This window comes from Geomicrobium sp. JCM 19037 (assembly GCF_000698105.1).
Classification (GTDB): domain Bacteria; phylum Bacillota; class Bacilli; order Bacillales; family Marinococcaceae; genus Geomicrobium_A.
The window spans coordinates 35,109-57,875 of the sequence record NZ_BAWZ01000029.1 but is presented as its reverse complement, the minus strand read 5'-3'; the positions used below and the strand labels follow the sequence as shown (position 1 = coordinate 57,875).

Below are 22,767 nucleotides of genomic sequence, written 5' to 3'. Positions count from 1 at the left end.
CGCCGTCGCCGTTATCACCGTCGCCGTTATCACCGTCGCCGTTATCGCCGTCGCCGTTATCACCGTCATTACCAATAGTTAAGCTAAATGTCTGTGTTCCGCTTAAACCGAAACAGTAATCTCAATTTCATAATCATTGGTACCGTCAAGCAAATCATCTTCATCAAACGTCAAGGTAGCACTGTATATCCCTGAATCAACTTCAGCATCAGTTACTTCAAATGCTTCAGTTACGTTGTTGTCGTCGCTGTAAACATTTACATTTACATCTCCAGCATCTGGTTCAGTAGCGAGTGAGCTTAGATCAATGCTAAAGTCAACACTATTCTCACCTTCTGCTTGCTCAACAACTGAAACCGGTAATGTAGGAACTTCATAATCTTCGTCACTGTTAATTACAATGATGTCAACGAATCTAGATCCTTCTTCAGCTCTGAGAACTGTTAAGAATTCATCATCATCTAAATCAGCGATATCTCTGAAGTTAGCAGTAGTGATGCTGCTCCCAGTATTATCTAGAACATATCCATTAGATTCAAGTGCGAATAATTGACCATGACCTGTTAGATTAAATGTTCTATTAGAAGTAGTAATGTTATATGGTGAACCACTAGCAACACTAGCACCTTCTAAAGTTTCTACTTCAACTACCTCGTCATCGTCATTTAAGCTTAATGTTGCGAAGTCACCCTGCTCAAGATCTGCGCCTCTTGCGTCGCCTCTTACTTGGTAAGTTACACTTTCATTGTTAACGAATGCACGTACCTGAACAAGTTCACTTTCATCAGAGCTTAACCAAACGCGGTCAATAACTGCATTTACATCAGTGAGATCACTAGATACATCAGTTTCATTGATGTCAATTACAATGTAAGTAGCTACATCTGTGTCTCCATCAAAGTAAATATTTGCCTCTTCTACAATTTCGAAAGAGTCAATATCTCCCCAAGTAGTCGATTCTAGATATTCACCATCATCATGAAGGAATACTGGTGTATCGATTGTTGTACGTAGGCCTTCTACAAAACGGTCCCCTACACGCACACGATCCTCATCATCAATACTCTCAGGTTCTACATAGTTCTCAACATCTTCCAATGTTTGAAGTCCAACAATTTCATCATTAGAGTTATTGAAGAACTCAATGACTGTGTTTTCATCTAAAGCATCAAGTTGAAGTGCTGGTACAAATGTACGTATCGGATCATCTTCACCTTCTACTTCAGTCTCAATGATTGCCTCAATTGTTCCAGTTTGACCACTAGCATTTGGACTTAATCTAAAGCCAACAACATCTTCTTCTCCAACTTCAAACTCATTAACTTGGCTTAATTCATTAACAATTAATTCAACGTTTTCAGTACTTCCTGCAACATCTGCATATGAAAGTTCAAGGATTCCTCGATTACCTTGTGTAAACGCGTTTCCATCAGCAGTCAGAAATGCGCCATTCTCCCCTTGAACAATTACACCAAGATCTCCAATAATGAATGAGATATCCCCAGCACGGTTGAGGTATAGAGATACTGGCTCTCCTTCTTCTGCAAGTTGTTCAATAACTGTAATGGATGTACCTTCTACAGTTTCACCATCTTCGTTAATGTACTTGATGCTGTTATCGCTTGGTAGATCGTACTCTACACCATCAACAACAAAGCTGTCAGAAAACACACGGTCAATGTTTCCAACAACTAGGTCGTTGTAAACTTCACCGTATTCAGCATCTTCATTTATATAAAGAAGGTCACCACGTGATAGGTAGTTAGGTGAAATTGTTTGTCCATCTTCAACCAGCGTATAATCGCTAACATCGACTTCTTCACCAAAACCGTAAACGAAACCATCTTCATAACGCTCTACAAGTAGCTCATCAGTCCAATCATAAGCATCATAGAATGCGACTTCTCCTTGGCTGTTAAGAACAAATTTAGCATAGTCAGCAGTTGGGCCGCCTACAGATGCTAGGGATGTACCAACAACACCGTTGTAACGAAGGTCATATCCGTCAGCAAGGTCATACCACTCGCCATTAAGTTCAATTTCTACTGGTCTGCGGTCCTCGCCAGTTCCTACAAAACGCACATCAGTCACTGCACCGAATAGTACTTCTTCGTCTGCGACAAAGAAATCAACAATGTCGAAGTTGCTGTTGTACGCCACTGTACCGCCTGTACCTAGTACAGCTTCGAAGTCTGTTCCTTCAGGTGCGTTAAGTGTTGTACCATCGTTTGTTGTAATTGTTTCGTTGCTGGCGCTTGAGTCAACCACACGTACATTTTCAAGATAATCAGGACGCTCATACGTGTATGTTGCTGGTGCATATCCAGGAATTGTAAGTTGGAATTCATACTTACGAAGTGGCTCTAGGAAGGCACCACCTTGTTCATCTGATGAAGGCAAGAAAGTAACCTGAGCTGTTCTACTGTCGCTACCAAGTACAATAGATGCAATACCACGACGTTCGCGAGTTACTTCGTCACGCACAATGATATCGCCGACTGACAGTTCTTCAACAGACGCGTTAAAAGATAGTTCTACCGTTTCACCTTGACGATCAAGTGCTTCAATACCTGAAATATTGAATGCTACTTCATAATTCACACCATTAACTGTCCAAGTACCTGCGTGTACATAAGCAATTGGTGTTTGGAATTCAAAGTAAGCTTCTGTTGCGCCTGCTTCAAGATCTTGTGGGTATACTTCGTGAATATTACCGTTAGGATCTGTAACAACGACAGTTGCATCCAAGAGCTCTTCGTCTTGAGCGTCAAGATTTACATAAACACCTTCAGTTGAGATGTTTTCTACAGAAGTTACATCAACCGGAGTTGTTGCTTCTGCGCCACTACCTAGGAATGTAAGAGAAGTACGCTCATCGTTGTAATAAAGGCGGTATTCTTCATCTGCTGTTTGTGAAGAAGTTGTAAGGCTTACGACGTTGTTCTCACCTTCTGGTCCAGCAACAACAGTTGCGTCAAGAACTTCAAGACCAGGGATGTCGAACTGCTCAGCGTCAACGCCTGTTACTTCACTATTAAATGTAACGTGAACGGTTTGGTTGTTTACGGCTTCGATATCTACGAGGCCTGCATCCAATGTGTTGCGTACGTCCATGGCACGGTCAAGGAAGACAGCCATTTGTGTACGGTCAACAGATTCTTTCGGACGGAAGTTCCCGTTGTCGACACGTGTAATGCCGTGGTGGGAAAGGATTTCAATGTTCTCAAGGTGAGCTTCATACGCGTCATCAAGGTCAACAATTCCGTGATCTGCGCCTGGAATTGGATCAAGGTCAAATGCACGAACAAGGATGGAAGCCATTTGCTCACGGGAGATGACTGTACCTGCGTCAAATTGAGTACCACCATGACGACCTACGATAATACCCGCTTCATGCATTGCCGATGCAACATCTGCATATACGTGATCTGCACTTAGGTCTTCGAATGGTGTTGATGTTACTGGTGGAGTATCTAAATCGATTGCATTTGCGATCATACGTGCAGCTTGTCCACGGACAAGACCTTCACTTGGACGGTATGTACCATCAGAATAACCGTTCACAATCCCTCTTTCGTATGCTCTTTGGATTGTTTCATAAGCGTGGTGCGTTGGTGAAACGTCGGAGAAAGCTTGCTCCTGTGCATCTGCCACCTGTTGAGGTGTTGTGACAGCAAATGCTGATGCTGCCATTGCTGCAGTCATCGTACCTGCAATAAACTTTCGGTAAGACTTTGGTTGGTAAGCCATTCTTACTCCTCCTTTTGTATAATGCACAAGTTGTCTCTTTAGAATTATGAAACAACTTTGTACCGCCATTCTTTAACTTCTGAGACATTTCGGACGGGCGACAAATGGTCAAACTACATTATGATCATTAGTAACTCGTTCCTCATCGCCTCCTTGGTAACTTCGTCAATCACCATATTTTCCTAGATTGCAAGACTACCAAGATTCATTATATAGACCTTGAAAACCACCTGTCAATTAAAAACTAGGCGGTTTTTCATAAATCCATGTAATTTATTCCAGTTCATTCTTGCACTAGTATGGATATTTCGACAAGTTGTCACTAATTTTACAATATGAAGACATATATTGCTAGTTTTTTCCGAGAGTATTTTAATTTTCTTATCAAAATTAGGATTTTAGTCCATTTATTATACTTTTTCGATTGTTTTACTTGTCATTATATTTGAGTCTCATGAATCATTTATAGAAATATACATTTCATTTTCCATGCTCGGCTGTTGATTACAAATTAAAAAACGCGAACGATGAGTGATTTCACCGTCCGCATTTCTGTACTGCTCTAAAGCAATTCTTCTTCATCTTCCTCTTCATCATCTTCTTCTTGCTGCTCTTCTTCAATCAACCAACGGACGAACGTTTCTAAATCGCCATCGATTTCATTGATGTATTCGTAACGAAGGCTTTGCTGATCATCAATTTGATGCAAGTCCCCTTGAATGTTGACGAGGAATCGATACCGGGTATCAAATTGATGAAGTTGATACGTCTCTTTATCAATAAAAGCGACCATATCAATCCGCTCAATTTCAATAGAATCTTCTATTGCATCTTCCAAGCCCTCTTCAACTACACCCCACTGTTCCATCTTTTCCATAACGAGAGGAATATGTTGCTCCTGGTCGGTACGAAACGATACTTCATAGTAGTCTTCAATTTCTTTCATAAGCATCGACTGTTCGAATGGCGCATACCGATCCATTTCATCAAGAGGGTTAATCATGTCCACGACCGTACTTTGTACGTCGTCTGCAAATTGCGTCGGTTCACCGTCTTCTTTATAGTACGCTTCGTCACCATCGATCATAAATTCGAATTCCAACGGTTCATTGAAGTCGACAAGATCCATCGTACTGATCATATATAATTCAAACGGCTGCAAACGCGTCGCCCCGCGCGTATTAATGTTCGTCGATTCGCCGCTCACATTCAAATTCTGCCACTGTTTAAAATGAAGGCTTTCCGTAGAATCCTCCATCACTGCTTTTGAACGGTTAAAAATCTCTTCAGGTTGCTCATGTTCCCCACAGCCTGCTGCCACAACGAGCAAAGAAAGGCCGAGCGATAATCCGAGTTTCTTCATACATACTCCTTTGTGTGCCTGTGTTCAATTCTATCTTATTTTAGCCGATGGAGAATTTTTTGTATAGTGTTGTTACAACCATGTTACAAACGAGAATACAAGGCGCTTCTCGGGACTTATACGTGAGGAATGCGGCAAGAATCGACATTTGCACAGAGAAATCTGTCGAACCGTCATCATTCCGAAGCTTAATTTACCTTTATTTTACGATATTGTGACATATAATGTTTCATTCTGTCTTTAACTTGTTACATAACTGTAAACGTCATGGCTATTTTCCTATGATAGACTATGAATTGTTCAACCAACACGACAACTAACAAACACAATTACATACTTACATAGTTTTATTATTCATTACTTAAGTAGCAGGGGTGCTACGGGGGAAGGGGAAAGTAACATTGCGTAAATTCTTAATGGCTGCGGCAAGTGCCGTGCTGGCGTTCTCTGCATTTGCTGCAGACTACACACCAGCGAGCGCATCTTCAGCTGCTAGCGAAGTAATTGCAGAAGGAAAGAAACATTTAGGAACACCATACCGATTCGGAGGGACGTCACCGAGTGGCTTTGATTGCTCAGGGTATCTCGTCTACATCTTCGATCGTGCAATCGACCAAGACTTACCGAGAACCGCCGCTGCACAATCAAATGCCGGCCAAAGCGTCTCGAAAAGCAACTTGCAACCTGGAGATTTAGTCTTCTTTAACACATCCGGAAGCGGCGTATCCCACTCCGGCATGTACATCGGTGGAGGCGACATGATCCACGCAGCATCTTCACGCGGCGTATCCATCGTCAGCATCAACGACCCATACTACTGGGGAAGCCGCTATGTCGGTGCACAGCGTGTCCTCACGGAGCAAGAAGAGGTTGCTTCTGAAACAACACCTGAACCAGAGCCTGAACCAGAACCACTACCAGCAGGACAATATCACGATGTAAACAGTGACCACTTCGCTTACACTGAAATTACAGAGCTTGGCGAAGGCGGCATCATCAACGGTTACTCTGATTACACATACCGCCCACGCGTAGAATTAAACCGTGGACAAGCTGCTACACTTCTTGCACGCGCACTTGACTTGAGTGCTGACGGCGAGCCAGGATTTAGCGATGTATCTGCTACACACCATAACGCTGAAGCTATTGCAGCAGTAGAGCAAGCAGGACTATTCGGCGGGAACTCGAACAACGAATTCATGCCATCAGAACCGATGACACGCTCTCACGTTGCATCCGTATTCTTCCAAGCATTTGAACTTGATGAGTATGTTGGCGGCGAAAGCTTCAACGATGTTAACTCAGACGATGCCAACTACGACGCCATTAGCGCATTCGCAACCGCAGGCATCTCAACAGGAAACAACGGAGACTTCCAACCAGAGCGTACTGCAAACCGCGCACATTTCGCAGCATTCTTGCACCGCGCACTTGAAATTCAATAAGTAAACCAACCCGTGAGGCAGCCGCCTTGCGGGTTTTCTTTATAATAGGAAGAAACGCGTAAGGCCGCAGAGGATATTCCTCTCGCGGCCTCTTTTATGTACCGGAGATTCAGTAGAGTTCTATCGACCTCTCATTCACTCCAGCGACCGTTCGCCTTCAGGGGGTAGCGCCCGGTCATATATATAACTAAGGGGGTATGGGGTTACTTATGATATTCACCATTTTCGAAGAAACTAAACCTGTTTTTAAAATTTTTTTTTGATTTTTTTGTGGGGAACGGAAAGCAGAGGGTGGGCCACAGGTATTCTGCGCGCGAGTTTGCACTTTTTAACGCTTTTAGCGTTGACTTTACCAAACTTGCGCGCAGATTCCACCCAAACACCTAGCGACCTGTCGGCCCGGGTGGTCCGAAAACCGAACCGGTCTTGGATCGCGCGGCGCGCCGACAAGATGTTAGGGGTTTGGCTATGGGGATGCAGAGAATGGTTTTTGGGCCGGTTGCCGCAGGGGGGCGGAGTGGCAGGAGCGGGACGAACCCGCGTTCTGCGCGCGAGTTTCCCCCATCTGCGCGCAAGTTTGCGCTTTTTACCGATTTTAGCTACGATTTCGCCAAACTTGCGCGCAGTTTGTTTCAACTTGCGCGCAGATCAAGCTAGCCAAAGACCGATCGACCTTTTCGGCCCATGCGGGACCGAACGAAACCGGTCTTGCTTCGGCGCGGCTCGCGCCGACACATGTTTATTCTTCATTCGTATCCTCGTCTTATTGCTTAGGCTTCGTGTTTATTGTTTTTCGTTTTCTTTTTTCCAATTTTCGAATTCATTTCGGACGTTTTTGAGCGCTTCTGCATCTGTGCAAAGGTCGTATGCAGTCATTGCTAAACCTGCGGCGGCCTGGTGCATCCCGATCATGCCACCCTCGGATTTTGTTTCGTCTGTAAACTCAAACGTATGATTAATGCTTTCACCGATTTTTATATACGGATGAATCGTGGCGGTGACTTGGCCGACGTTGCCGATGTCAGATGACCCGATGCCTCCCACCTTTGGGGGCTCTACCACTTCAACACCTATCGTTTCCCAATTGGCTTGGAATAGATGGGCAAGTGCTTTATTGTTGTTGCGCTCCGCATAGACCAGCCCTTCATCAATTTCACACTCCGCACCAACGGCACGGCTTGCTTGACGTGCCGATTCGAAAACTTTGCTTTTAACGTCCAACAACTGTTTTCTTGTTGACGCTCGAATAATAAATTCTGCTTCACAGTATCCGGGTACAATGTTAGCCGCATCGCCACCATGGGTAACAATCCCATGAACCGAACGTCATCTGTGAAGAATTGGCGCAAACTATTGATGGCGCTATAGCTATTGAGCATTGCATCCAGGCGCTTATGCCTTTTTCAGGAGCAGAAGCCGCGTGTGATTCTTTGCCGAAGAACTTTAGCTTCGCGCTCACGCAGGCGAGGCCACCTCGCAGAACCATCGAACTGTTTTTAGGATGAACCATCATCGCTACATCCAGATCGTCAAAAACGCCTGCATCACACATGTATATTTTTCCACCTCCGCCTTCTTCCGCGGGTGTACCGATGACTCTTATCTTCCCGGGGAATGCGGGAAAGGCCTCCTTTAACGCCACGGCCGCTCCTACTGCAGCTGTTCCAATGAGGTTGTGTCCGCATGCATGGCCAAGCGTAGGCAAGGCATCATACTCTGCAAGGATCCCGATAATCGGACCGCCTGGTGCCCCTTCCCATTCGGCAGTGAATGCTGTTTCCAAACCAGCGACCCCCTGATTTACCTTGAATCCTTCTTTTTGTAGATACGTTGTGAGCCACCCCACAGCTTTTTGTTCATTGAAGGAAAGCTCCGGATGAGCATGGATTTTCAGGGCTAGATCTCGCAACGCGTTGTCATGATTGTTTAATGCTACGAGCAGTTTATCTTTTTCCACGGAAATGCTTTCTGTAATCATTGATTCACCACTCCTTTATCGTTCTTTTCTTCTTCCCATTTTTTGAATTCATCTTTAACTTGTTGAAGTGCTTCGGGCTGTACGCTCAAATCATAAGCTGTCATGGCGAGCGCTTTTGCTGCCTGGATCATACCCGCAATTCCACCTTCAGATTTCGTTTCCTCAGTGAACTCATGTGTATGGTTGGTCGCTTCCCCAATTTTTACATATGGGTGAATTGTCGGAACGATTTGACTGACATTGCCAATATCTGATGAACCAATACCACCTTGAGCAGGCGGGGCATGAACAGCAATTCCCATGGCCTCAAGATTCTCTTTAAATAGCATGGCTAAGGATACGTTCGTGTTTCGTTCAGCGTAAACGAGGTGCTCATCAATCTCACACTTCGCGCCGACGCTAGCAGCGGATTGACGGACAGCAGCATAGACTTTCTCCTTCACTTCTTCAAGCATTGTCCGTGTATTGCTTCGAATCAGGAACTGCGCTTCACTGTATCCCGGTACAATATTTGCGGCATCTCCGCCTTTTGTAATGACACCGTGAATGCGAACGTCATCGGTAAAAAACTGACGAAGGCTATTAATTGCGTGAAAGCTTTGGATGACTGCGTCCAGTGCACTAATGCCTTTTTCCGGTGCGGATGCGGCATGAGACTCTTTTCCAAAAAATTTGAACGTTGCGCTTACACGAGCTAAACCACCGCGCAGTACCATCGTTTGGTTTTTTGGGTGACACATCATCGCCGCATCAAGATCATCAAAAACGCCCTCTTCGCACATAATAACTTTCCCGCCAAGGCCCTCTTCAGCCGGTGTACCAAGCACTTGAATTTTGGCAGGGAGCTCCGGGAATGCATCTTTTAATGCTAGGGCGGCACCAACGGATGATGTGCCGATAAGATTATGCCCACATGCATGACCTAGACCAGGTAAGGCGTCGTACTCAGCGAGTATACCGAGTGTCGGTCCACCTGGTTTACCTTCCCATACAGCAGAAAAGGCTGTCTCCAGACCGGCCGTTCCACGTTCTACGATGAACCCGTCTTTTTCCAAGCAATCACTAAGCCATGTTGACGCTTTAAATTCCTGATAGCCTAATTCTGGATGAGCGTGAATGTTGAGCGCAAGTTCCCGCAGTTCATCTTTACGGGTATCGACAGCAGAAGCAATGAGTTGTTTGTTTGCAGAAAGGACTTGTTTGTTCAAGGTAATTCCTCCTCTTTATTAATGAATGGGCAGACCAATGAATGGCCAGTATAGAAATGCAGCAAGCAATGTGAACACGAAAACAGCCATTGTGATCCACGTACCGACTTTCAGAAGTTCTTGGCTTGTGTAATACCCTAATGAATACGTAGTCATCGTACCAATGGATTGAGACGGAAAAAGAAACCCTGTACTGCAGGCAGCCAAACAGATCATGCCGAGCCACACCGGGTTAAAACTTGTGCCAACGGCAAACGTTAATGCGACTGGCAACATTGACGCAATCATTGCCGTCATGTTTGTAAACCCAATACGAATGAGCGAAAAGGCACCAAGTAGTGTAGCAGCCAGCCACAGTGGCGGAAGTTCGTTCAGATGCGCTGATGCCAATGATGATGCCCAGCTGACAATCCCCCCTGCTTCAAAGGCAAGTGCCATCGTAAATCCGGCAGCAAAAAGAATAGGTACTGACCAATCGACAGTTTTCACCGTTTCTTTCCACACCATAATTTCCATACCTGGAAGGTAGAGAAAAATGACGATAATCAGAGCTGAGAGTGAGATGGAGAAACCGTGGACAGGCTGTGTAATCCAAAGCAGTATGAGAACTGCATAAAGCGCTACAAGCTTTTTTTCATTCATAGACATCCGACCAAGCTTGTCTTTTTCTTTATGGAAGTAGTCTAAACCCGCACGTTTATTGACGTTTTTAACCGGGAACATCCAGCTGATGACGAGCCACAATACGAGCAAGGTAGCAGCTGTGCTCGGAAGCATGACAACCATCCAATACACATAGGTCCAGCTATATCCTAGCATCGACTCAAACAAGCTAGCAGCATAAACCGATCCCGTAGCACCGGTGATGAGCCCGACGGCACAAATGATCGGCGTATACGTAATCGCAAACATACTCGCCTTACCGACATTAGGGTTTTCATCTCCGCCTATGGAGTGGACAATACCTAGCGCAATCGGAACAAGCACAACAACGCGACCAATTGCATTAGGAACAAAAAATGTAAGAATAAAACCTGCAGTAATGAGGGCTAGAGTGATTAAATTCATGTTTCCTCTCGTAAAGACCAACATATTGTAAGTAATCCGCTTGTCCATCCCTGTTTTTTCAACGGCTGCACCCATCATTAGCATGGCAATAATTAACCAGATGACTTCACGACCCAATGTACTGGCTGATTCTTCAAAGCCAAGTACACCAAACAATGGAAAGAGCACAATGATCATCATTGCTGTGACTGCGGGAGGGATTAATCCTGTAAACCAAAGACAGATACCTAGAAATACGATGGCCAGCGTACTCCAGCCTCGTTCCCCCATTTCTGCAGGGACCGGCAATAACGGGACATCACAAGAAACAAAAGAGCAGCGGAGACGAACAAATATTTATAGACGGGCTCGGTAAAGATGCGCTTTCGTGGAATATGCGTTTTTTCAGGTTCGATTGGCATCCTTTTCACCTTATTTACATTAAATTTGCTTCATCTGACCCTTTATTCATTTTGTGAGATCATTGACGCGTCATTTCTAGACGAGAGCATAGGGTCAGACGTACCGAGGATACCGATAAGTGCGAGCATTGCAAGGAATGTGCGCTGAGGACCGGCGTATGCTTTTTCCGGTGCAAACCATTCATTTAATGTATGGGTACTTCCACCTTCCCCGCCTCGACCTACGGTAACCGCAGGAATGCCAAGGTGAATCGGCACATTTGAATCTGTACTCCCGGATCCATGGAAAATGGGTTTAATCCCAACGAGCCGACCCGCTTCCGCAGCAATTTGTACGATCGTCGCTGATTGCGATTGACTGCCTGCTGGACGTTCTCCGATGCATGTAATGTTGACTTTCACATCATCTCCCGCTTCCCAGTGGAAGTTCTCTTGCTCCGCGGCTCTTCTACACGCATCTAACACTTTCGATTCCAACGTGTCGAGTGCCGCTATACTCGTGGACCGCATATCAAGTAAGAAGTGAGCCGAACTGGCAATGGCATTGATCGCTGTGCCACCGTGAATTTCCCCAACGGTAAACGTTGTTTTCGGTTGTGCAGGCAACTTATGATCGGCAATCGTTGCTATCGCTCGGCCTGCAGCATGAGTGGCACTAGGCAAACCAAAATCACCGTAACTATGTCCACCAGTCGCAGTGTATTCAATTTTGTATCGGCGACTCCCTGTGGCTTCATATACGAGCCGACCGACATTCGTGCCGTCTATGGAAATAAATCCACAAATATCAGATCGATGATCAAACAGCGCCTTTACTCCGCGCAGATTCCCTATGCCCTCTTCTCCGACCGTAGCAACAAACAGAATTGACCCGTCTGTTTGCACTTGGCTTTTCTGTAATGCTCGGATGATGGAGAGCATTTCTGCAAGCCACGCGTGTCATCGAATATACCTGGGGCGTATAGCTATCCTTATCCCGACGTACGGTCGTGTCTGTTCCTTCGGAAAACACCGTATCCATATGAGCTGAAACCACGAGCAACGGGTGATCGGAACATCCACGATATAACCCTGTTACATTCCCTTCAACGTCTTGTTCAACATCTTCCAAACCATAGTTTTCAAACGCCTGTATCATATAGGAAGCTCTCAATTTTTCCTTAAATGGCGGTGCAGGTATTTCTGTTAGCTTGATTTGCTCATCAAGTGTCCGATTATGATCATCCTTTAAAAATGACAACCCTTCCTGTACCGGTAAATGATCATAAAGATTTTTCAAACAACGATTCATTCACGCTCTCCTCCACATTCTTGACTTATGTTGTACCCACAATCACACCGTGACCTGCTTCAAGAGGGAAGTGACAAGCGACTCGATGACCTTCGTCCGTCGTGTTCAACAGTTTCGGTTCCTCGATTTTACATTTCTCTTGTGCATATGGACATCGTGTATGGAAATGACAACCAGGGGGTGGATTCACCGGACTTGGCAAGTCTCCTTCCAACAGATCCCCTTCTGTTTTTGCCCGCAATGTAGGTCGGGTACAGGAATTGCGTGAATAAGCCCTTCTGTATATGGGTGTTTCGGTCGAGAAAAAAGGGCTTCTGTCGGGGCTAATTCCACCACTCTCCCCAAATACATAACGGCTACCTGATCGCTAATATGTTTTACCGCTGGTAGGCCGTGGGCAATAAATATATACGTGAGCTGAAACTCTTTTTGCAGTCGTGCTAGCAAATTCAGCACTTGCGATTGAATGGACACATCAAGTGCAGAAACGGGTTCGTCACAGACGATGAGTTTCGGCTGTAACGCCAGCGCCCGAGCAATGCCAATGCGCTGCCGCTGGCCTCCGCTAAATTCGTGGGGAAAACGGCGAGCAAAGGAATGATCGAGCCCAACGACGTCCAACAACTTATAGACTTCCTCTTTTAATGCGGATCCAGAGACGATGTTGTGTGTGCGTAACGGTTCAGCAATGAGCTCAAACACTCGCATTCTAGGGTTTAACGAGGAAAAAGGATCTTGAAACACCATTTGTATGTCTTTTCGTTTTTCACGAATTTCTTTTTTATTCAGCTTCATTAAATCTTCACCCTCAAACAATACCTCACCAGCTGTCGCGTCAAGCAGTCGGGTGATCACATTGCCTGTTGTTGATTTTCCACATCCTGACTCACCGACTATACCAAGTGTTTCGCCTTTTTTGATCATAAGATCGACGCCATCGACTGCCTTTAGAAACTGCTTATTGCGCCCGAAAAGGCTTCGTGTGACATCGAAATGCTTTTTTAGCCCTTTCACTTCTAAAAGGTATTCAGTAGACTTTGTCTCCATCGCCGTTTTCTTGCTCATACCGCTGCCTCCTTGTTGTTGTCATAGAGCCAACACCGGACTTGTCCTTCATCCAAAGTGGTCACCTCCGGTTCCTTCTGGGCACAAATGTCCATCGCATGTGGACAGCGAGGGTGAAAGCGGCATCCTTTTGGCATGTTTGTTGGCACAGGTACTGTACCTTGAATGGATTTCAATTCGCTATGCATCTCATGAATCCGCGGGGTGCTATCAAGTAAGCCTTCAGTGTATGGGTGTTTCGGATTTGAAAACAGCGTATACACATCGGCTTGCTCCACGACTTGTCCTGCGTACATCACGACCACACGGTCAACAAGTTCGGCAACCACCCCTAGATCATGGGTAATTAAAATAATTGCCGTATCCAGCTCCTCAGTAAGTTCCCGCATTAAGTGCATAATTTGAGCTTGAATCGTCACGTCTAAAGCGGTAGTGGGCTCGTCTGCAATTAATAACTTAGGGTTGCAAGACAGTGCCATGGCAATCATAACTCGCTGACGCATCCCTCCGCTTAAGGAATGGGGGAACGATGTGTACACCTTATCAGCACGCGGGATGCCTACCCGTTTGAGCATGTCGATTCCTTTCTCCTTGGCCTGTGCCTTATTCAAATCTTGATGTAGCAATATTGCTTCAGATATTTGATACCCTACCGTTAGTACAGGGTTCAATGAAGTGAGCGGCTCTTGAAAAATCATCGATACGTCGTTCCCTCTTACTTTTCGCATCTGTCGTTTGGATAGCGAAGTCATCTCCTTGCCTTCAAACTGAATTGACCCACTTACAATCTTGCCTGGTGGTTTAATCAACCCCATGATGGAGAACGATGTGACACTTTTCCCACTACCTGATTCTCCAACGATGGCGATGGTTTCTCCTTTATTAATGTGAAATGAGACACCATCTACAGACGGTACGGTTCCATTCTCTGTGTAAAAGTAGGTCTTTAAATCATCCACATCCAATAGGTGTTTCTCTTCACTCATGTCCTGACCTCCTTATGGTCGTTGTCACTTTCACGCCCTTAATGTCTGTGAGCGAGGATCTAGTACGTCCCGCAACCAATCGCCGAGGAAAATAATGCCGAGGACCGTAAACGTAATGGCAAGCCAGGGAAGGTGGCAATCCACCAACTCGTCGCCAAATAATCTCGACCTGCAGATAACATTCCCCCCCATGAAACTGTTGGTGGTTGAACGCCAAGCCCAAGATAACTGAGGGAAGCTTCCAATACGATTGTCGTCGCTACGCTCAATGTTGAAATGACGATAAAGGAGGGAATCACATTCGGAAATATGTGTTTGCGAATAATCTGGTGATCTCTTGTCCCAATTGACCGTGCCGCTTTGACATATTCTCTTTCCTTAATGGAAAGCACGTCTCCTCGAACGAGTCGGGCGTAGATCACCCAGTTTGTTAGGCCGATGACAAAGATGAGAGTCAATAACCCAGGACCGATAACGCCAAGAATGACAAGAATGAACAAGATGTTCGGAATAGCCAGAAAAGCATCGACGATCCGCATCAGAACATTATCGATAAACCCACCATAAAATCCAGCAATTAAACCGAAGAACATTCCGATCAACCCCGCTACGACAACTGAACAAATACCGACGAGCAGTGAAACTTGAGTCCCGTATATAATCCGACTTAGCATATCCCTACCAAGATTATCGGTTCCAAGAAGATGAGCACTGCTTCCTCCCTCTAACCAGAAAGGAGGCACATTCATCGCCGTGTAATTTTGTTCGGAGGGAGGATACGGTGCAATCAAAGGAGCAAAGATTGCAAGCAGCGTAACCAAAAGTGTAATTACGAGGCCTACCATGCCAGTTTTACTTCTTATTAAAAGCCTGGCCCAACGCTTTAGCGTGTGTAAAAAACTATGATTAGCCATGGACTCTGAAGATGATAGTTGTTGCTCTGCTTGCATGAGAAAACCTCCTAATCGTATCGAATTCTTGGGTCAAGTACGCGGTATAATATGTCAGCAAAAAGATTCATGGCAATGACAATAAACGCCACCATAAAAATTGAAGCTTGTACAATGGCCATGTCTCGGCCATTAATGGCTTGAATAAGCAGTTGACCTAATCCTGGCCAGGAAAATACCACTTCTGTAATCAGCGCCCCACTCACAAGTGAGGACGTCTGTAAAAATGTAATGGTAATAAACGGTACGAGCGCATTGCGAAATGCGTGTAAGTTCACGACTTTCGTATTTCTAACCCCTTTACTTACGGCCGTTCGAACATAATCTTGATTTAACGTCTCTAACATGCTCGATCGCAAAACTCTTGTCATTTCTGCTGCACTGGCCGTTCCAAGCGTGATTGCCGGCAGTATGAGGTGAGCAAAGCTCCCACTCCCTGAAACTGGAAAGAACGGATACGTAATGGCGAACATGAGGATTAACATGATACCTAGCCAAAAGTTGGGCATCGCTTTTCCAAGCACAGAACCGCCAGAAATGAAAATATCTAGAAACGTATTTCTCTTAGTTGCTGAGCAATGCCGAGTGGGATGGCCATGATGATCGCCACGAACATCGCAGAAAACGCCAGTTCAAATGTCGCAGGCAATCGTTCCAATACAATAGGTAATGCTGGTTGGTTGTAACGATAGGAATACCCGAAATCTCCTCGAAGCAGATCACCAACAAAATGAAAATATTGGACATAAAAAGGCTGGTCCAACCCTAAGGATGCTCTTAGTGAATCGACTTGCTCCTGTGTAGCATCTTCTGGAAGCATGAGTGCGACTGGATCGCCTGCCATATATAGTAAACCGAAGACGAACATTGATATAAGAAGCAATACTGGGATAATTTGCATTACCCGCCAAAATAAATATTTCTTCATCCTCTCCACCCCCGGTATCCAAAAGAGGAAACATGGTGCAAGCACCACGGCCCCTCTTCAACATACATATTCATTATTCAGTAATCGTAATCTCGTCCACCATCCACAATTCATCAAGACGAGGTTCAAAATTGACTCTGTCACTCACAGCAAAGAAATTGTCTGCTTGGAAAAGCATGATGTTGATCAGATCTTCGTCTGCGATCGTTTGGAGTTCCTCGTATTGCTGTTGACGACTAGCTTCATCCATGTTTACTTCGGCATCTAGATAAATGTCATCAAATTCATCATTTCGATATCCAATATGGTCCTCTGCAACCATGGACGAGTGATGCCTTAATTGATGCGCAGCATCCCATAAAGAACCGGATAAACCAATGAGATAAAGATCTTCTTGCTGGTTGGCTGCACGTAGATCAACAAACGAACTCCATTCCATGAAATCGATATTGACGTCAATGCCTACTTCACTCAACATTCCTGAAATGACCTCAGTCGTTTCCCTGTCCTGAAGGTAGCGACCATCAGGAGAATGGAGCGTAAGTTCTAGACCATCTGCATAGCCTGCTTCTTCAAGTTTGGCGCGTGCCTCCTCTGGGTCAAAGCGATAGTCATCATGCAATGCTTCATTCACCCCAAAATTCCCTGGATTTACTCTCGTCAATGACGGGGTTCCCGACCCACCCATCAAGTTGTCAAGCAGTGCTTGGTTATCAATGGCCAAATCAATGGCTTCCCGAACAAGGATGTCAGATGTAGCGAATTCCTCACGATGATTCGGAACGAGCATCATCGTACGATTTGTTGGCCCTTCTACAATTGATGTACCTTCGTTCGATTCCACGCGATCCCAGTCCATCGGAGGGATATTCATTGCAATGTCCACACCTCCCGCTAGAACTTCACCTACACGTGTCGAAGATTCCGGTATGGAACGAAAGACGATCTCGTCCCACTGCGCTTGATCGGCTTCAAAATAATCATCAAATCTTTCAAGCACTACCCTGTCATCCATCGCCCACTGCACAAATTGATAGGGCCCTGAACCGACAGGCTCGCGCAGAAATGATCCCAATCATTTTCTTCAATATAATCCTTCGGCAGAATTCCTGAACCAAGGCGCGATATGCGGTTTAACATTGCAGGTTGAGGCCCGTTCGTATGGATTTGAAACGTATAGTCATCAATGACTTCTACCTCTTCAATCTGCCGATAGTTTTCGTATTCTTGAAGCGTGTCGTCAGATGAGACTCTCTCTAGCGTGAATTTGACATCTTCCGCTGTCACTGAATCACCATTATGAAAAGTGGCATCTTCGCGAAGGGTAAATTCCCATGTTTCATCATCAATTAATTCCCAATCGGTAGCGAGGTCAGGTAGAATTTCACCATTTTCGACGTCATTCTTTACAAGATAACTAAAGAGGTTGACATGGATAGCCTCCGTGCCTGTATTGCTGTGATCATGTATGTCAAACGAAACCATATCGGCTCCTTGCGCAATGTTAATGTTCCGCCATCACTCGAATCCTCACCTTCGGAATTCTCTTCATTCGTGTTGGAATCCCCCAAACCATCATCGTCTGGATCGGTCGTCATGGCATCCTCGTCTGTAATGCATCCGCTAAGAACAACGGCACTTATCGCAAATGGCACGAGACAACGTACTGTGAATTTGTTCAACATTAATACCCCCTTTTTATTTTTTAAATAAAAATATACTAATTATTTTTATTATTATTTATATTTATAGTCTGACATTCACTCTGCAAATTGATGCATAACGAGTGCTGCAAATTTAATGCCTTGTATAAAATCGTTAACAAAAATATTCTCGTTCGGGGCGTGCTGATTTGAAGCAACATGTCCTACGCCAAACCCAACTGCGGGAATACCAAACTTCTGACAAGCTACATACATTGGGCCAGTACCTGCACCGGTGCGTTGCACTTGAGGAGGAACACCGTAAACAGATGCGACATTGTCAACAACGGTACGCACAATTTCAGCGTCTATGTCCGTTTTTGCAGGATGTTCTGCGACATACGTGGTTATGGCAATGTCTTCAAAGCCATGATTGTCGAGATGCTGCCGAACTTTCTGCAAGATGTCTTGCGGGTCTTGATTTCCTACAAGGCGAAAATCTATTTTTGCTTTAGCCATTGAAGGAAGAACGGTTTTCGATCCGTCACCTGTGTAACCAGCTTCCATCCCACAAATGGTGCACGTTGGCTGGAATAACAACTTTTCTTTCAATGCGTTACCGGAAAGCGATAGAAGGAATTCATTTAATCCTAGTTGTTTCAATGTTTCGTGCTCTTGATAAACCATGTCTTCCAATAGCTGGTTCTCACTCTCGTTAGGCGCTTGTACCCCGTCGTAAAATCCAGGAATGAGTATCTTTTCATTTTCGTCCTTTAACGTGGATAATGCCCACACTAACCGCCATGCTGGGTTGAGAATGATCGCTGCATTGGAAGAATGCATATCTGTATTGGCCCCTTGTACTTGTAATTCCAAATACAGCATGCCCTTTACACCTAATCGAACTTGCAAACTCCCATCAGTGTTTTTATACCCATTTTCCCAGATGCAAGCGTCTGCCTTAATTTTTTCCTTGTATTTCTCTGCAAAATCACCAAGGTTGGGACTGCCAATTTCTTCTTCTCCTTCAATAATAAATTTTACATTGATAGGAAGTTTACCGTGCACTTGTTGGTAGGCATCTACTGCGCAGATTCTAGAAAGTAGAGACCCTTTGTTATCGGCAACACCCCGTGCCCAGATACGCCCGTCCTGAATGTGTGCAGCAAACGGTCCGTTCGTCCACTGATCCATAGGGTCTTCTGGCTGTACGTCATAATGGTTATAGAAAGAGAGGGTTCTTGATTGATTTTCATTAATCTCGCCATAAATAACCGGATACCCTGGCGTGGATATTTGCTCTGGTGATGCACAAATATGTTGAAGATAGGATGATACTAATTGTGCGCATTCCTCCATTCCGCGATTTTGGGCTGAAACACTTGGTTGGCGACATAGTTCTTGCAACCAATGAATATACCGGTCTTGATGATCTTCGATATACTGATAAACTTCTTTCAATCTTTCCACCTCCTTCTTCTAAATAGGTTAGTAAAATTATAATTAACCGAGGTGAAGAATGAAAATACATATATTCTATATACTATTATAAAAATTTTTTATATACTTCTGAAACATCTCATCGCCCTATATTAGTGCCTTCCTTATGTTTTCTTTACTATGTTAGAAAATATATATTAGTAATTATTATTCTCGAATTAAATAACAAGAGATTTCTCATGCATAATATAAATGTCGGAATAGTCGTTCGCTTTCCGATGTTTTTCAGATTGATCAAAAAGGGAGGCAACAAAATGAATGAGAAAGACTGGATTTTGTTACAGACATTGTATGAGGTTAAAAGCATTACGAAGACTGCGGAAATGTTATACATCTCCCAACCCGCAATCACCTATCGTCTTTCAAGCATTGAACGTGAATTCGGTATTGAAATTGCGAAACGCAGTAATAAAGGATTGAAATTCACGAGTGAGGGGGAGTACCTTGTTCATTACTTTGAGAAGATGAGCCGTGAGTTGGAAAAAACGAAGGATTGGTTGCTGAATATGGGCAAAAAAATTCAAGGAAATTTGCGCTTGGCGTATCTAGCACCTTTTCTTATTACCGGTTGCCAGAAATATTAAAGAAATTTATGGAAGAATTTCCGAACATACAAGTGGAAGTAACGACAGGCTGGAGTTCTGCCATCTTAAAGAAATTGGAAGATGAAAAATACACATTGGCATTATCCGTGGAGGCTATGATTGGAAAGCGAATAGTATTCTCATAAGTAAAGAGAATGTATGCCTCATTTCAAAAGATAAGATCGATATAAAAAAACTTCCGGACATGAAACGAATCTCTTTTAGGACAGATCCATTGCTTGAATTAATGATTAAAGACTGGTGGAACAACAATTTCAAACTGCCACCGCAGATCGTTATGGACGTAGACAGAATCGAAACATGTAAAGAGATGGTTCGACACGGATTAGGCTATGGAATCATTCCAGGAATCTGTTTGCAACCAAAAGATCAATTCTTCACGTACAATTTAAAGATTAATGATGAAGACCTTATCCGTAAAACATGGATGATTTACTCAGAAGACTCTTTGGAATCACCCGTCGTTAAAGCCTTCGTTCAATACCTTACTGCACACATCCACAACGGCGAAGTCTCAAAAAATGCTGTTGACACCTTTAACCAAGCTCCCTAACGAACCTCCAGCACAGATTGCAGGTTGAGGTGCCAGCAACCTGTCAGCCCCAGTCGGGCCGAAGGGAAACCGGTGTCGGTTCGCGCGACTCGCGCCGACAGCATTTCGAGTTCTTGACGCACAGGTACGCGCCAATCTACGCGCAAGTTCAGACCAACTGTGCGCATGTTTGCTCAATTTCGTAGAATCCCCACCCATTTCAGGTAACTTGCGCGCAACACATGTCAACTCGCGCGCAGTTTGGGTATGCTGCCAAATACCGAGCAACCTGTCGGCCCCAGTGGGGCCGACAAACGACCACCACTTCAGCAGCTCGCGCTAAAACCGAAACGCTGCTGTTTGCTCTTTTAACTGCTGCGCGGATTGAGCCAAGGACTCGGCGGCGCTGGCGACTTCTTCACTTGAAGCATGTTGCTCCTCGGATGAGGCGGCAACTTGTTGGGTGATGCCTGCGATGGCTTCGATGTCACGAGCAACGTTTTGGATGGCATCGTCGGTGAGCACAGTTTCGGTAGTGACACGGCCACCGTCTTCGCTAATTTCTTCAACTTTGGCGAACAGTTGTTGCATGGACTGCTCGATGCGACGAAACGCTTCATCGATATTGTTCACTTCACCGAGGCCTTGTTCGACAGTGCGCAAACTGCCCTCAATGTCAACTGCTGAGCTGGAGATTTGCGATTGAATGTCTCCAATATAGCGGGCAATTTCTTCAGCTGCTTTCGCAGAGTCTTCGGCGAGACGCTTCACTTCGCTTGCGACGACAGCAAACCCTTTGCCATTCTCTCCTGCCCGTGCCGCTTCAATCGAGGCGTTTAAGGCGAGCAAGTTTGTTTGCTCGGCGAACTCAGAAATGGCCGTCACAATTTCACCGATCGAGCGGAGTCTCTTTTCAACCCTTCGAATCGCTCGGACGTAGCGTGCGTCTGAGATTGGACGAGCTCCATTTTCTCCATCGACTGGCGCACGCGGACCCCGCCAGCTTTTATTTCTCGCTCGGTGTCCTCCGACACGTCGCGCACTTCGCCGAGGCGCGTACTCATCACTTGCATCAAGTCCATTACGTCCGAAGCGCGGGCGGTTGCTTCTCGAGTCTGGGCGCGTTGGGTTTCCGCTTTGCTGGCAACATCCTCATTGAGGTCGGTACTATGTTCAGAGACGGCGCCGAGCTCCTCGGCACTTGCATACAACTCCTCTGATGATGAGGCGACCTGTTCCGATGTAGTTTGAATGTTTGTAAGCAACAATTCGACCTGTTCTCGCATTTGATTATAGCTCGTTGCCACCATACCGAGCTCATCCCGCGACCCGTCGGTGAGCGGTTGTGAGAAATCCCCTTGACCTGCGAGAGCGAGCACGTCGGTCGTGTTCTTGAAACGCCGACTGAGATTGCGATTCAAGAAATAATACACGGCAGAACGACAACAATCACCCCAACATAAGTGACGAGCAACCAAAAGAAATTGTCTAAAATAGCAGATACGATCCCCTGCTGAGATTGTCCAACGAACCACATGCCGATCACTTCACCATTGTTATTCTCAATGGGTTGGTAGGCGGTCTGAAACGGCTCGCCCTCCACAACGGTTGAACCGAAGAACGGTTCGCCGTCTCCGAGAACGGTCTGGGCGACTTCCTCGGGCGCGGTTGTGCCAATAGCCCGTTCACCATCAATTTCAATGGTCGTTGCGACACGCACATTTTCCATAAATAGCGTGGCATCACCGTCTGTCAGTTCGGCAATGTGCTCTACCATACTGCTATCGACGAGGCGATTTCCTTTGTATAGCTGATCATCTTCAATGTTCCAAGGACCCCGATATTGTTGATCCATCAGTTCATAACCGAGCAACAAGTCAGCTTCCAACCGATCTTGCATCGCGTCTTCCATGTTCAATGTAACTTGAATGTATAGCATGGCCGCTGTTCCGACCATGAAGAGGAGCATCATGGAGCCTGCCAAAAGACCAAATTTATGGGATATCGTAAATTTCCGTTTCAATGAAAAACCCCCTTCTCTATTCTTAATATCG

19 protein-coding genes and 3 pseudogenes are annotated in these 22,767 nt (G+C 45.2%); 4 read left to right on the top strand and 18 right to left on the bottom strand.

What is annotated here, in order from left to right:
- Window positions 1-102 precede the first annotated feature (102 nt).
- Together JCM19037_RS15645 and JCM19037_RS15640 are read right to left on the bottom strand one after the other, a co-directional pair.
- Complete coding sequence (locus tag JCM19037_RS15645) at window positions 103-3,750, bottom strand: S-layer homology domain-containing protein (protein ID WP_042402773.1); 3,648 nt, start codon at window positions 3,748-3,750, stop codon at window positions 103-105.
- Window positions 3,751-4,312: 562 nt separating this feature from the next.
- Window positions 4,313-5,113: a DUF6612 family protein gene (locus JCM19037_RS15640; protein ID WP_042402771.1), complete on the bottom strand. Its 801-nt coding sequence runs from the start codon at window positions 5,111-5,113 to the stop codon at window positions 4,313-4,315.
- 401 nt (window positions 5,114-5,514) lie between these two features.
- On the opposite strand from JCM19037_RS15640, the gene JCM19037_RS15635 reads away from it, so the two are divergent.
- Entirely contained in the window at window positions 5,515-6,558 is a 1,044-nt protein-coding gene (locus tag JCM19037_RS15635; RefSeq protein WP_052363960.1) for a C40 family peptidase, read from the top strand.
- A 783-nt stretch (window positions 6,559-7,341) separates the two neighbouring features.
- Here JCM19037_RS15635 and JCM19037_RS27510 read toward each other — a convergent pair.
- From JCM19037_RS27510 to JCM19037_RS15580, 13 genes and pseudogenes are all read right to left on the bottom strand, one after another.
- Window positions 7,342-7,779: a hypothetical protein gene (locus tag JCM19037_RS27510; RefSeq protein ID WP_238544752.1), complete on the bottom strand. Its 438-nt coding sequence runs from the start codon at window positions 7,777-7,779 to the stop codon at window positions 7,342-7,344.
- A 61-nt stretch (window positions 7,780-7,840) separates the two neighbouring features.
- Window positions 7,841-8,536: a M20/M25/M40 family metallo-hydrolase gene (locus JCM19037_RS27500; protein ID WP_238544751.1), complete on the bottom strand. Its 696-nt coding sequence runs from the start codon at window positions 8,534-8,536 to the stop codon at window positions 7,841-7,843.
- The gene (locus JCM19037_RS15620) at window positions 8,533-9,744 is read right to left on the bottom strand and encodes a M20 family metallopeptidase (protein WP_052363959.1); all 1,212 of its coding nucleotides are present in this window, start codon (window positions 9,742-9,744) and stop codon (window positions 8,533-8,535) included. The genes JCM19037_RS27500 and JCM19037_RS15620 overlap by 4 nt, the downstream gene beginning before the upstream one ends.
- An 18-nt stretch (window positions 9,745-9,762) precedes the next feature.
- Complete coding sequence (locus JCM19037_RS15615) at window positions 9,763-11,148, bottom strand: SLC13 family permease (protein WP_255357924.1); 1,386 nt, start codon at window positions 11,146-11,148, stop codon at window positions 9,763-9,765.
- Window positions 11,149-11,255: 107 nt separating this feature from the next.
- Entirely contained in the window at window positions 11,256-12,098 is an 843-nt protein-coding gene (locus JCM19037_RS24495) for a peptidase dimerization domain-containing protein (RefSeq protein WP_238544750.1), read from the bottom strand.
- Window positions 12,013-12,504 carry a hypothetical protein gene (locus JCM19037_RS27495; RefSeq protein ID WP_052363957.1) on the bottom strand — a complete coding sequence of 164 codons (492 nt, stop codon included), beginning with the start codon at window positions 12,502-12,504 and terminating at the stop codon, window positions 12,013-12,015. The genes JCM19037_RS24495 and JCM19037_RS27495 overlap by 86 nt, the downstream gene beginning before the upstream one ends.
- 25 nt (window positions 12,505-12,529) lie before the next feature.
- Window positions 12,530-13,569 (bottom strand): annotated as a pseudogene (locus JCM19037_RS15605) (ABC transporter ATP-binding protein).
- Window positions 13,566-14,555 carry an ABC transporter ATP-binding protein gene (locus JCM19037_RS15600; RefSeq protein WP_042402764.1) on the bottom strand — a complete coding sequence of 330 codons (990 nt, stop codon included), beginning with the start codon at window positions 14,553-14,555 and terminating at the stop codon, window positions 13,566-13,568. Before JCM19037_RS15600 ends, JCM19037_RS15605 begins: the two are co-directional and overlap by 4 nt.
- Window positions 14,556-14,585: 30 nt before the next feature.
- Window positions 14,586-15,469: pseudogene (locus tag JCM19037_RS15595) on the bottom strand (ABC transporter permease).
- A gap of 47 nt (window positions 15,470-15,516) precedes the next feature.
- Window positions 15,517-16,433, bottom strand: a pseudogene (locus JCM19037_RS15590) (ABC transporter permease).
- Between the two features lie 73 nt (window positions 16,434-16,506).
- Window positions 16,507-17,448 (bottom strand): ABC transporter substrate-binding protein, encoded by a 942-nt coding sequence (locus JCM19037_RS23195; RefSeq protein ID WP_255357923.1) that lies wholly within the window; start codon window positions 17,446-17,448, stop codon window positions 16,507-16,509.
- Complete coding sequence (locus JCM19037_RS28660; RefSeq protein WP_052363955.1) at window positions 17,433-17,918, bottom strand: ABC transporter substrate-binding protein; 486 nt, start codon at window positions 17,916-17,918, stop codon at window positions 17,433-17,435. Before JCM19037_RS28660 ends, JCM19037_RS23195 begins: the two co-directional genes overlap by 16 nt.
- A 275-nt stretch (window positions 17,919-18,193) precedes the next feature.
- Window positions 18,194-19,546: a M20/M25/M40 family metallo-hydrolase gene (locus JCM19037_RS15580; RefSeq protein WP_307189841.1), complete on the bottom strand. Its 1,353-nt coding sequence runs from the start codon at window positions 19,544-19,546 to the stop codon at window positions 18,194-18,196.
- Between the two features lie 284 nt (window positions 19,547-19,830).
- On the opposite strand from JCM19037_RS15580, the gene JCM19037_RS27485 reads away from it, so the two are divergent.
- From JCM19037_RS27485 to JCM19037_RS28650, 3 genes are read left to right on the top strand one after another with little or no spacing between them, the layout of a single operon-like run.
- Window positions 19,831-20,160, top strand: coding sequence for a LysR family transcriptional regulator (locus tag JCM19037_RS27485; protein ID WP_052363954.1), 330 nt, complete (start codon window positions 19,831-19,833; stop codon window positions 20,158-20,160).
- A complete protein-coding gene (locus tag JCM19037_RS28655; RefSeq protein WP_307189840.1) occupies window positions 20,070-20,306 on the top strand; it encodes a LysR substrate-binding domain-containing protein in 237 nt (78 codons plus the stop codon). The genes JCM19037_RS27485 and JCM19037_RS28655 overlap by 91 nt, the downstream gene beginning before the upstream one ends.
- Before the next feature lie 59 nt (window positions 20,307-20,365).
- Entirely contained in the window at window positions 20,366-20,734 is a 369-nt protein-coding gene (locus tag JCM19037_RS28650; RefSeq protein WP_255357921.1) for a LysR family transcriptional regulator substrate-binding protein, read from the top strand.
- 318 nt (window positions 20,735-21,052) lie between these two features.
- Here JCM19037_RS28650 and JCM19037_RS15570 read toward each other — a convergent pair whose 3' ends face one another.
- The 3 genes from JCM19037_RS15570 to JCM19037_RS15560 are packed head-to-tail and all read right to left on the bottom strand — an operon-like array spanning window position 21,053 to window position 22,736.
- Window positions 21,053-21,598: a methyl-accepting chemotaxis protein gene (locus JCM19037_RS15570; protein WP_052363952.1), complete on the bottom strand. Its 546-nt coding sequence runs from the start codon at window positions 21,596-21,598 to the stop codon at window positions 21,053-21,055.
- Window positions 21,595-22,134 carry a methyl-accepting chemotaxis protein gene (locus JCM19037_RS15565; protein WP_042402757.1) on the bottom strand — a complete coding sequence of 180 codons (540 nt, stop codon included), beginning with the start codon at window positions 22,132-22,134 and terminating at the stop codon, window positions 21,595-21,597. The genes JCM19037_RS15570 and JCM19037_RS15565 overlap by 4 nt, the downstream gene beginning before the upstream one ends.
- Window positions 22,131-22,736: a cache domain-containing protein gene (locus tag JCM19037_RS15560; protein WP_042402753.1), complete on the bottom strand. Its 606-nt coding sequence runs from the start codon at window positions 22,734-22,736 to the stop codon at window positions 22,131-22,133. The genes JCM19037_RS15565 and JCM19037_RS15560 overlap by 4 nt, the downstream gene beginning before the upstream one ends.
- Window positions 22,737-22,767 lie beyond the last annotated feature (31 nt).